This is a genomic window from Streptomyces sp. UF-297, assembly GCF_058245575.1.
The window spans coordinates 13,125-24,270 of record NZ_JBSIBZ010000023.1 but is presented as its reverse complement, the minus strand read 5'-3'; the positions used below and the strand labels follow the sequence as shown (position 1 = coordinate 24,270).

Genomic DNA, 11,146 nt, shown 5'->3' with positions numbered 1-11,146 from the left:
ACATGAAGAGCACCAGAACTACGCCGTTCAAGCGCCGCCGCGCCCTGTCCGCCGCCCTCGCCCTCGCCGCCGGGACCGCGCTGCTCACCGCCTGCGGCGGCGCGGCGGCGCGGGAAGGCGCGGAGAGCGCCGCGGGCGCGGACGGAGCGCGGATCAACATCGGCCCCGACCAGAAGCGGATCCGCGCCACCAAGGACGCCAGGGCCGCCGCGCTGGTGCCCCGGGCGATACGCGAACGGGGCACGCTCAAGGTCGGCGTGGGCGCCGACAGCACCCCACCGCTGTCCTTCTACGCCACCGACGACCGCACTCTCATCGGCGTCGAGCAGGACATCGCCGTGCTGCTCGCCGACTCCCTCGGCCTGAAGGCCGAGTTCGACCCGCTGTCCTGGGAGAACCTCTTCGTCGGCCTGGACAGCGGAAAGCTGGACGCGGTCTTCTCCAACGTCACCGTCACCGAGGAGCGCAAGGAGAAGTACGACTTCGCCACCTACCGGCTGGACGAGCTGGCCATGGAGGTGAAGAAGGGCGCCGGGTGGAAGGTCAGGGGCGCCGCCGATGTGGCGGGCCGCACCATCGCGGTCGGCTCCGGCACCAACCAGGAGAAGATCCTGGTGGAGTGGAGCCGGCACAACGAGCGGGCCGGCCGCGAGCCCGTCGACATCAAGTACTACCAGAAGAGCTCCGATGTGTATCTGGCGCTCCAATCGGGGCGTATCCAGGGCTACTTCGGGCCCAACCCCTCCGTCGCGTACCACATTGCCACCGCGGGACAGACCGAGAACGCCGGGACCTTCTCCGGCGGTGGCGCGGGCCTCAAGGGCAAGATCGCCGCCACCACGCGCAAGGACAGCGGACTGGGCAGGGCCTATTCCGCCGGCCTCCAGCACGTCATCGACAACGGCCAGTACGCCAAGGTCCTCAAGCGCTGGGGGCTGAGCAGCGAGGCCGTCAAGACCTCCGAGTTCAACCCGCCCGGACTGCCCAAGGACGCCTCATGACCCGCACCGATCTGCTGCACCTGGCCGTCGCACTGGACAGCCCCGGGCACCTGGGGCAGTACGACGCGGCGCACTACGTCCGCCTGGCCCGCCTCGCCGAGCGCGGCACGCTGGACTTCGTCACCCTCGGCGACTCCTTCGCCCGGCCCGGGCCCGACGCGCCGGCCGTACTGGCCCGGGTGGCGCCCGCGACCGAGCGCATCGGCCTGGTCCCCACCGTCACCACCACCCACACCGAGCCCTTCCACCTCTCCAGCGCGGTGAGCACCCTGGACTGGGTCAGCCGCGGCCGCGCGGGCTGGCACATCGAGGTGTCGGCCGGGCGGGCCCAGGCCGACCTCTTCGGCCGCCGGGAGCCCGCGCCCGCCGGTGACCTGTGGCGCGAGGCCGGCCAGGTCGCCGAGGCGGCCACCCGGCTGTGGGACAGCTGGGAGGACGACGCCGAGATCCGGGACCGGGCCACCGGCCGCTTCCTGGACCGCGACAAGCTCCACTACGTCGACTACCGGGGCGACACCTTCTCCGTGCGCGGCCCCTCCATCGTCCCCAGGCCCCCGCAGGGCCACCCCGTCATCACCGTCGACGCCACCGAGGCGCCGCAGCGGCAGGTGGCGGCCGCGCACGCGGACATCGCGCTCGTGGCGGTGGAGGACCCCGACACCGCGCGGGCCACGCGCGAAGAACTGCGGCAACTGGCCGAGGAGTTGGGCCGCGACCCGGACCGGCTGCTGGTCCTGGCCTCGCTGCCGGTGGAGCTGTACGCCTCGGGGGACGCGGTCGGGCTCGCCGACCTGATCGGCGACTGGCACGCGGACGGCGCCGCCGACGGCTTCCACCTGCGCCCCGCCGACCCCGAACGGGACCTCGCCCTCCTGGTGGACGGCACGGTCCCCGTCCTCCAGCACCGGTGCCTGCTGCGCCGCTTCTACCCGGGCGCCACGCTGCGCGAGCACCTCGGTCTGCCGCGCCCGGCCAACCGCTACACGCTCGCCAGGGAGACGGCATGAGTGCACACCGGCAGATGCATCTGGCCGCCCACTTCCCGGGCGTGAACAACACCACCGTCTGGGCTCACGACCGCTCCGGCAGCCAGATCGACTTCGCCTCCTTCGAACACCTCGCGCACACCGCCGAGCGCGGGCTCTTCGACTTCTTCTTCCTCGCCGAGGGACTGCGGCTGCGCGAGCACAAGGGCCGCATCCACGACCTGGACGTGGCGGGACGCCCCGAGTCGATCACCCTCCTGAACGCGCTGGCCGCCGTCACCGACCGCCTCGGTCTGGCCGCGACCGTCAGCGCCACCTTCAACGAGCCCTACGACATCGCCCGGCGCTTCTCCTCCCTGGACCACCTCAGCGGCGGCCGCGCGGCCTGGAACGTGGTCACCACCTCGGACGCCTTCACCGGCGAGAACTTCCGCCGCGGCGGCTTCCTGGACCACGCGGACCGCTATACCCGGGCCGCCGAATTCCTCGCCACCGCCCGCGAGTTGTGGGACTCCTGGACCGATGACGGGCCCCGTCCGGTCGCCCACGAGGGCCGCCACTTCCGCGTACGCGGCACGTTCGGCCTGCCGCGCAGCCCGCAGGGCCACCCCGTGATCATCCAGGCCGGGGACTCCCCGCAGGGCCGGGACTTCGCGGCCCGCGACGCGGATGTGATCTTCACCCGGCACGGCGGATTGGAGGCGGGGCAGGCCTTCTACTCCGACGTCAAGGGACGGCTGGCCGCACACGGCCGCGACCACGACGCGCTGAAGATCATGCCGGGCGTCACCGTCGTCCTGGGCGACAGCGCCGCCGAGGCCCAGGAGCGGGCCGCCGAGATCCGCCGCCGGCAGGTCTCGCCGCAGACCGCCCTGCTGACCCTGGAGCAGGTCTGGGGCGTGGACCTGTCCGATCACGACCCGGACGGGCCGCTCCCGCGCATCGACCCGGTCCCCGACGGCGGGCTGGCGCAGGGCCGGGTGCGCATCGCCGACCCGCAGGCGATCGCCGACCAATGGCGCGCCCTGTCCGAGGCCAAGGGGCTGTCCATCCGGGAGACGGTGATCGAGACCACCGGCCGCCAGTCCTTCATCGGCACCGCGCAGTCGGTCGCCGCGGAGATGGCGGCCTTCGTGGCGGGCGGCGCGGCCGACGGCTTCATCCTCGTCCCGCACCTCACCCCCGGCGGGCTGGACGACTTCGTGGACACGGTGGTGCCGCTGCTCCAGGAGCGCGGCGTCTTCCGTACGGAATACCGGGGCGCGACGCTGCGCTCCCACCTGGGGCTGCCGGATCCCGTACGCCCCATATGGAAGGGTTGATCGCTATGACTACCGAAGCACAGCAGGAGTGGAAGGCCTGGCGCGAGCAGCGCGTCGAGACGGTCTCCCAGCCGTACGGGCCGCTCGCCCTGACCGGTACGCACTGGCTCGCCGACTACGCCGAGGGCCGTATCGACGGCGTTCCGGGGCAGTGGCGCACGACCCCGGACGGCGAGGAGGTGGTGCTCGGCGCCACCGCCGCCGACGGGCTGACCGTGGACGGACGGCCCCTGGACGGCGAGGTCCGCCTCGGCCAGGACAGCGGCCCCGCCGAGAGCCGGGTCGCGCACGGCGGACGGCGCCTGCTGGTGCTGCGCCGCGAGGGCCTGTGGGCGGTGCGCGTCTTCGACCCGGACTCCGAGGCCCGCCGCTCCTTCGCGGGCATCGACGCCTTCGACTACGACGAGCGCTGGGTGCTGCCGGGCCTCTTCCGCCCCTACGAGCGCAGCCGCACGGTCCAGGTGCCCAACGCCGACGGGCAGCAGCGGGGCCTGGGGCTGGCCGGCGAGCTGGCCTTCACCCTCGACGGCGACGAGCACACCCTCCAGGTCGCGGTGGAGGGCGACGGCTCGCTGTGGGCCGTGCTGGCCGACGGGACCAGCGGCACCGAGTCCTTCCGGTTCCGCTTTCTGCGGCCCCGGGCGCCCGCCGCCGACGGCAGCGTCACGGTCGACCTGAACCGTACGCAGCTGCCGCCCTGCGCCTTCGCCGACCACTTCATCTGCCCCTTCCCGCCGCCGGGCAACACCCTGCCCTTCGCGCTGCGCGCCGGCGAGCGGAACCGCATCGCACGCTGATACGTCCTACACCCGACCGAGGGGGTCAACCGCCGCCCCGGCAGCCCGAGTTGAGGCTGCCGGGGCGGCGCTCTGCGTGCGGCGGAACGCAAGTCCGAAAGGCGGTCTTGCGCTCGCGGGGTACTGCCCGCACACTCCCGTCCAACGCTTGTCAGGGGCACGTACAAAGCGGAAGTGATCGGTCCTGTGTGCCCTCTGACGGCGCCTCACGGGCCTGCCCACCGGCGGCCCGCCGATCCCCCTCGGAGGACTCAGTGAGGAACCAGCGCATCACCCCCCGCAGCGGCTTCGCCAGACGGACCCGGCTGCTCGCCGTCGCGTCGGGCCTGGCCGCCCTCGGAGCGGTCACCATTCCCACCGCGAGCGCGAACGTGCCCGCGCAGAGCGGCAGTTCGGCCTTCAGTGCCGCCCAGCTGGCCGCGGCCGGCGACGCGGTGCGCGCCGCCGATGTGGCGGGCACCGCCTGGGTGGTGGACAACAAGAGCGGCACGCTCGTCGTCACGGCCGACAGCACCGTCTCCCAGGCGGAGATAGCCACGATACGGCGGGCCGCGGGCAGCAACGCCGGTGCGCTGCGCATCGAGCGCACCCCCGGCAAGTTCACCAAGCTCATCGCCGGCGGCGACGCCATCTACGCACCCAGCTGGCGCTGTTCGGCGGGCTTCAACGTCCGCAGCGGCAGCACGTACTACTTCGTGACCGCCGGGCACTGCACCGACGGCATGCCCGCCTGGTACACCACCTCGGCCCGCACCACCCGGATCGGTCCGAGCACCGGTTCCAGCTTCCCCGGCGACGACTACGGCATCGTGCGCTACGACAACACCTCGGTGCCGCACCCGGGCACCGTCGGCAGCGTGGACATCACCCGCGCCGCCAACCCGACCGTCGGACAGACGGTCACCCGGCGCGGCTCCACCACCGGTACCCGCAGCGGCCGGGTCACCGGCCTGAACGCCACGGTCAACTACGGTGGCGGGGACGTGGTCTACGGCCTGATCAAGACCACGGTGTGCGCCGAGCCCGGCGACAGCGGCGGCCCGCTGTACTCCGGCAGCACCGCGCACGGTCTGACCTCCGGCGGCAGCGGCGACTGCACCTCCGGCGGCACGACCTTCTTCCAGCCCGTCGTCGAGGCGCTCAACCGCTATAACGTGAGCGTTTTCTGACGGACCGAGAGCACTTCAGATCAACGGACTGCGGTCTACGGGCTGCGGCCGATGGCACCGGAGCCCCCGTCCTCGCCGCTGGACGGGGGCTCGCCGCTTTCGCGCGGGCCCGGATCGTGAACGCGCCCCGGGTCTCGACCGTTTCGCGAGCCGGGCATACCGTGGTAATGACGCGCGACTCGGACGGCAGGGGGCCGTGATGGTCGAGGAACTGGTGGGGGCAGGGGTGGCGCTGGCCTCGGCGGGCGTGGTGTACGTGGCCGCCGCGGCCCGGGTCGTCAAGCAGTACGAGCGGGGTGTGGTCTTCCGGCTGGGGCGGCTGGCCCAGTCGGTGCGCGGACCGGGCTTCACCCTGATCATCCCGGGTGTCGACCGGATGCGTAAGGTCAACATGCAGATCGTCACGATGCCGGTGCCCGCACAGGAGGGCATCACCCGCGACAATGTCACCGTCCGGGTGGACGCGGTGGTCTACTTCAAGGTCGTGGACGCGGCGGACGCCGTGGTGGAGGTCGAGGACTACCGCTTCGCGGTCTCCCAGGTCGCCCAGACCTCGCTGCGCTCCATCATCGGCAAGAGCGACCTGGACGATCTGCTCTCCAACCGCGAGAAGCTCAACCAGGGCCTGGAAGTGATGATCGACAGCCCGGCGCTGGGCTGGGGTGTGCAGATCGACCGGGTGGAGATCAAGGATGTGTCGCTGCCGGAGACGATGAAGCGCTCCATGGCGCGGCAGGCGGAGGCCACCCGCGACCGGCGGGCCCGGGTGATCAACGCGGACGCCGAGCTGCAGGCCTCCAAGAAGCTGGCCGAGGCGGCACACGCGATGTCGGACGAGCCGGCCGCCCTCCAACTGCGGCTGCTGCAGACGGTGGTGGCGGTCGCGGCGGAGAAGAACTCCACCCTGGTACTGCCCTTCCCCGTCGAGCTGCTGCGCTTCCTGGAGCGCTCCGGGCTCCAGGCCCAGGCGCAGACCCAGGCGTACGAGCAGGAGCAGGGGCGCACCCCGAAGCGGGCCGTCCCGGAGCGCACGGACAGCCAACCGACCGAGCCGCCGCGCGAGTTCGTGGACCCTCCGCGTGAGGCGTAGCCGTCCGGTGGTCTCTGTGAGGCATTGGACGTTTGGCTGCGGACGAGGCCGAAAAGTTGATGCGGAGCGGCGACTTTCGGCCAGGCGAAGAACCGGCGCCCCGCGCCGGACGGTTCCCGCGCATGTTCACTGCGTGTTCGCGCACCGGAGCGACGTGCGCGGATATCGGTGTGACGGATGTGCGCAGGGTTGGTGAACTTCCGCTCCTGAGACCGGATCTCGTCCTTGTGCACGAGTGAGAGCGGTGGGAATACTCGGCGGCGCACATTGGCATGGACGCGTCTTCCGGCGGTGCAGGTGCGTACGGAGGGGTGTTCCGTGTCCCGTACTGCACACTCTCGGGCCCGCGCACCCCCCACACGGCGGGCCCTTCCCCCCACGGGAGGCTCTGAGTTGAAGCACCGACGCATACCCAAGCGCCGCGCGGCCCTGGCCGGCGCGGGCGCCCTGGCCCTCGCCGCGACCGCCACCCTCACCCTGGCCAACGCCAACGCCGCCCCGGCCCCCACGCCGGACACGCTCTCCGCGAGCGCGGCCTCCACGCTGGCCGCCAAGCTCACCAAGGGCACCGAGGGCGCGTACTACGACGCCAAGGCCAAGAAGCTGGTGGTCAACGTCCTGGACGAGGCGGGCGCCGCTGCCGTACGGGCGAAGGGGGCCGAGGCCAGACTCGTGCAGCACTCGCTCGCCGAGCTGAACCTTGCCCGTCAGACGCTGAAGGCCAAGGCGACGATCCCCGGCACGTCCTGGTCGGTCGACCCCAAGAGCAACAAGGTCGTCGTCACCGCCGACCGCACGGTCAAGGGCGCGAAGCTGGACCGGCTGACCCAGGTCGTCAAGAGCCTGGGCGGCAAGGCCGAAATCCGGCACAGCAAGGGTGAGTTCAAGCCGCTGATCGCCGGTGGCGACGCGATCTGGGGCAGCGGCTCGCGCTGCTCGCTCGGCTTCAACGTCGTCAAGGACGGCAAGCCCTACTTCCTGACGGCCGGGCACTGCGGCAACGCCGTCAAGAGCTGGTCCGACCAGCAGGGCGGCCAGGCCATCGGCACCACGGAGGACTCCAAGTTCCCCGGTGACGACTACGCCATCGTGAAGTACACGGGCGACACCCCGCACCCCAGCGAGGTGAACACCTACGGCGGCGGCGCACAGAAGATCACCAAGGCCGGCGAGGCCACGGTGGGCCAGAAAGTGAAGCGCAGCGGCAGCACCACCCAGGTCCACGACGGCGAGGTCACCGGTCTGAACGCGACCGTCAACTACCAGGAGGGCTCGGTCGAGGGTCTGATCAAGACCACGGTGTGCGCCGAGCCCGGTGACAGCGGCGGCGCGCTCTTCGACGGCGAGAGCGCGCTCGGGCTGACCTCGGGCGGCAGCGGTAACTGCTCCTCGGGCGGCGAGACCTTCTTCCAGCCGGTGCCCGAAGCGCTCCAGGCGTACAACGCGCAGATCGGCTGACGCCTTTCTGCCGCACGGAGTTCCGGTACACCGCCGGCCCCCGGACGCAATTGCCGTCCGGGGGCCGGCGCTGTGTTTCCCGGGGTTTCCGGGTTTTCCGGCATGAATAAGAAGGGAGGTTGCAAAACTGCGCGCCGGTATTCAGGGAATGTGACGCGCGTAGATGCTGACCCCTGGGTGTCGATGAAGCGTAGGTGTGGACTGCATTCAAGCTTTGAAAGCTTGGTTGAATCTGCTGTTGATCTTCTGTTTGCATGCCTGTGATCCAACTCTCAGGCGGTCGCGGCTTCGGTGGCGAGTGGGGTCAAATGTCCGTTACGTCCATGAATATAGGGGCAGTAATGTTGCCGCACTGTTAAGTGGCGCATGCTTTTCGAAATGCCTTCTTCGCGCTTCTCGCGGAACGCTCCCGATGGATTTGCCAAGCCGTCCGGCGCTGGTTCTAATAATCCGCAACCCGGAACGGAAGACCTCCGTGAATCCGGCTCGCAAAGCCCCGCCCGCGGCACCCAAGGGCGGACGCAAGGAACCAGGAGTGCGCCAGCGCATGGCCGAAGTGCTGATCAAGGAGTCCCGTGGCCCGCTCGCCACGGCGCTCGGCGCCTTCCGCCGGGACCGCCTGGGCCTCGTCGCGCTCGGCGTCGTCCTCTTCTTCACCGTGCTCGCACTCGCCGCACCCCTGGTCGCCGCCCTCTACGGCAAGAACCCCACCGAGCACTACGGGCAGAACCTCCCCGGACTGCTCAGCGAGGAGGGGCTGCCGGTCCTGCCCAACGGCGGCATCTCCGCGGACTTCTGGTTCGGCATCGAACCGGGCCTGGGCCGCGATGTGTTCACCCAGCTCCTGTACGGCATCCGCACCTCGCTGCTGGTCGCGGTGGCCTCCATCGTGGTGATCGCCGTGCTCGGCGTCGTCCTCGGCGTGGGCGTCGGCTACCTCAGCGGCCTGGCCGACCGGGTCTTCACCTTCGTGTGCAACGTCCTGCTGGCCTTCCCCACGCTGCTGCTCCTCCTGGCGCTGAGCCCGATCATCCAGACCCGGTTCGTCTCGCCCGGCGAGAACCAGCCCGCGTGGATGCAGTTCACCGTGCTGGTGCTGGTCTTCTCGGCCTTCGGGTGGGTGCCGCTGGCGATGGTGCTGCGCTCGACCGTACGGTCCCTGCGCGAGCGGGAGTTCATCGAGGCCGCTCGGGCGGTGGGGGCGGGGCGCCGGCACATCGTCTTCCGCGAGCTGCTGCCCAACGTCTGGGCGCCGGTGCTGGTGCACATCACCCTCGCGCTGCCCGGCATCGTCACCGCGGAGGCCGCGCTCTCCTTCCTCGGGGTCGGCATCAGCGAACCGATCCCCGACTGGGGCCGCATGATCGCGCGCGGTGCCGAGGTCTTCTACGACGACCCGACCTACATGTTCTTCCCCGGCCTGACGATCCTCCTGTTCGTCCTGGCCTTCAACCTCCTCGGTGACTCGGTACGGGACGCGCTCGATCCCCGTACGAGCCGCTGACCCACCCTCCGACCGCCCCCGACACCCGTCTCTCTCAAGGGAATCCGCCATGCCCAGGACCAGCTCGCGCCGCACCGCCGTACCGGCCATCGCCGCCACCGCCATGCTCGCGCTGTGCTCCTGCTCCGCCGGCGCCGGGGCCGAGGGGGACACGGGCCGAGCCCCCGAGAAGCAGGGCAAGCTGACCGCCACCATCGGCACCGCCCGCGACAGCCGGGGCCCGGCACCGGCCGTCCCCGGCGCCAGGAACGGCGGCACCATCCACATCGCCAACCTCCGCGACTCCTCCCACCTGGACCCGCAGAAGATCTACGCGGGCGAGACCTACAACACCTCGCTGCTGTGGGGCCGTCAGCTGACGCAGTATCAGGTGGTGGACGGCAGAGCGAAGTTGGTCGGCGACCTGGCCACCGACACGGGCCGCTCCTCGGACGGCGGCCGTACCTGGACCTTCACGCTCAAGGACGGCATCGCCTGGGAGGACGGCAAGCCGATCACCTCCGGACACGTCAAGTACGGCATCGAGCGCACCTTCGCGCCCGGCTTCGAACTCGGCCCGCCCTACTGGCCGCAGTGGCTGACCGGCTCCAAGGACCTCGCCGAGGCGCGCAAGAAGTACGCCGGTCCCAAGGACGGCGACCTCAAGGCCATCGAGACGCCGGACGAGAAGACCCTCGTCTTCCGCTTCCCCGAGCCGCAGTCCGACGTCCCGTTCATGGCCGCGCAGTCCTCCTCCTCGCCGGTGCGTCCCGACAAGGACACGGGGACGGCCTACGACCTCAAGCCGTTCGCCACCGGCCCGTACCGGATCGTGGAGCACCAGCAGAACCGGTCCATGACCCTGGAGCGCAACCCGCACTGGAAGGCTGAGAGCGACCCGATCCGCCACCAGTTCGCCGACAAGTTCGAGTTCACCTTCGAGAAGAAGGAGCTCAACAGTGCCCAGGAGATCCTCAACGGGCGCGGCAAGGGCGCGGACACCGTCACCACCAAGAACGAGTTCCCGCCGGAGCTGATCGGCGAGGCCGAGCGCGACCCGAAGAAGAAGGACCTCGTCGTCGACGGCCGCCGCGGCGCCTTCACCGACTCTCTGGCCATCCGCAACGACCGGGTCACCGACCCCGAGGTGCGCAAGGCCATCCACTACCTCTTCCCGCGCCGGCAGGCCCGCCAGGCCCTCGGCGGCCCCCGGGTCGGCGAGATCTCCACCACCTACTCCTCGCCCGCCATCGTCGGCTGGGAGAAGTACGACCTCCACCCGGTGGCGCCCACCGGCGACCTCGCCAAGGCCAAGGAACACCTGGCCAGGGCCAAGAAGCCGGTCAAGACGCTGAGTTACGCCTACGAGGCCACCGCCGCCAAGGAGCGGATGGCGCAGGTCCTGGTGGACGCCTTCGCCAAGGCCGGAATCACCCTGGTCACCAAGCCGATGCCGCTGGCCGCCTACACCAACGAGGTGCTGCGCGGCACCGACCCGCAGTACGACCTGTGGCTGACCGGGAACTCGGTGGACTGGCCCACCCCCGCCACCGGCGTCCCCTACCGCTTCGACAGCCGCCGCGACTCCCTGGACAACGACCCGCGCTACAAGAACCCGGCCGTGGACAAGGAGCTGGACCGCATCGCCCGGATCGGCGACGCGACAAAGAAGGCCGGCGAGCTGATCGCGCTGGAGAAGAAGATCATGCAGGACGTGCCGGTGGTGCCCTTCCTGAACTCCCACATCCAGCAGGTGCGCGGGGCCAACGTCGGCGGCGCCTTCATCCACCCCATCTACGGCACCATCAGCCCCGCCTGGCTGTACCTGAAGAAGCCCTGA

At 70.7% G+C, this 11,146-nt stretch carries 9 protein-coding genes; all 9 read left to right on the top strand.

Annotated features, from left to right (window positions below; genetic code table 11):
• Positions 1-2 precede the first annotated feature (2 nt).
• The gene (locus tag AC4IJH_RS15945) at positions 3-1,001 is read left to right on the top strand and encodes an ABC transporter substrate-binding protein (RefSeq protein ID WP_490852353.1); all 999 of its coding nucleotides are present in this window, start codon (positions 3-5) and stop codon (positions 999-1,001) included.
• Positions 998-2,008 (top strand): LLM class flavin-dependent oxidoreductase, encoded by a 1,011-nt coding sequence (locus tag AC4IJH_RS15940; protein ID WP_490852352.1) that lies wholly within the window; start codon positions 998-1,000, stop codon positions 2,006-2,008. Before AC4IJH_RS15945 ends, AC4IJH_RS15940 begins: the two co-directional genes overlap by 4 nt.
• Complete coding sequence (locus AC4IJH_RS15935) at positions 2,005-3,309, top strand: NtaA/DmoA family FMN-dependent monooxygenase (protein WP_490852351.1); 1,305 nt, start codon at positions 2,005-2,007, stop codon at positions 3,307-3,309. The genes AC4IJH_RS15940 and AC4IJH_RS15935 overlap by 4 nt, the downstream gene beginning before the upstream one ends.
• 5 nt (positions 3,310-3,314) lie before the next feature.
• On the top strand, positions 3,315-4,106 hold the full coding sequence (locus AC4IJH_RS15930) for a DUF1684 domain-containing protein (RefSeq protein WP_490852350.1): 792 nt from the start codon (positions 3,315-3,317) through the stop codon (positions 4,104-4,106).
• A gap of 254 nt (positions 4,107-4,360) precedes the next feature.
• Positions 4,361-5,275 (top strand): S1 family peptidase, encoded by a 915-nt coding sequence (locus AC4IJH_RS15925; protein WP_490852349.1) that lies wholly within the window; start codon positions 4,361-4,363, stop codon positions 5,273-5,275.
• Positions 5,276-5,474: 199 nt separating this feature from the next.
• Entirely contained in the window at positions 5,475-6,365 is an 891-nt protein-coding gene (locus AC4IJH_RS15920; protein WP_490852348.1) for a slipin family protein, read from the top strand.
• Between the two features lie 393 nt (positions 6,366-6,758).
• Positions 6,759-7,823, top strand: coding sequence for a S1 family peptidase (locus tag AC4IJH_RS15915; protein WP_490852347.1), 1,065 nt, complete (start codon positions 6,759-6,761; stop codon positions 7,821-7,823).
• Between the two features lie 535 nt (positions 7,824-8,358).
• Complete coding sequence (locus AC4IJH_RS15910; protein ID WP_490852346.1) at positions 8,359-9,327, top strand: ABC transporter permease; 969 nt, start codon at positions 8,359-8,361, stop codon at positions 9,325-9,327.
• A 49-nt stretch (positions 9,328-9,376) separates the two neighbouring features.
• Positions 9,377-11,146, top strand: coding sequence for an ABC transporter substrate-binding protein (locus tag AC4IJH_RS15905; protein ID WP_490852345.1), 1,770 nt, complete (start codon positions 9,377-9,379; stop codon positions 11,144-11,146).

Coding starts and splice junctions, on each gene's coding strand:
- AC4IJH_RS15940 (WP_490852352.1), top strand. CDS start 998: ATGACCCGCACCGATCTGCTGCACCTGGCCGTCGCACTGGACAGCCCC.
- AC4IJH_RS15945 (WP_490852353.1), top strand. CDS start 3: ATGAAGAGCACCAGAACTACGCCGTTCAAGCGCCGCCGCGCCCTGTCC.
- AC4IJH_RS15930 (WP_490852350.1), top strand. CDS start 3,315: ATGACTACCGAAGCACAGCAGGAGTGGAAGGCCTGGCGCGAGCAGCGC.
- AC4IJH_RS15935 (WP_490852351.1), top strand. CDS start 2,005: ATGAGTGCACACCGGCAGATGCATCTGGCCGCCCACTTCCCGGGCGTG.
- AC4IJH_RS15920 (WP_490852348.1), top strand. CDS start 5,475: ATGGTCGAGGAACTGGTGGGGGCAGGGGTGGCGCTGGCCTCGGCGGGC.
- AC4IJH_RS15905 (WP_490852345.1), top strand. CDS start 9,377: ATGCCCAGGACCAGCTCGCGCCGCACCGCCGTACCGGCCATCGCCGCC.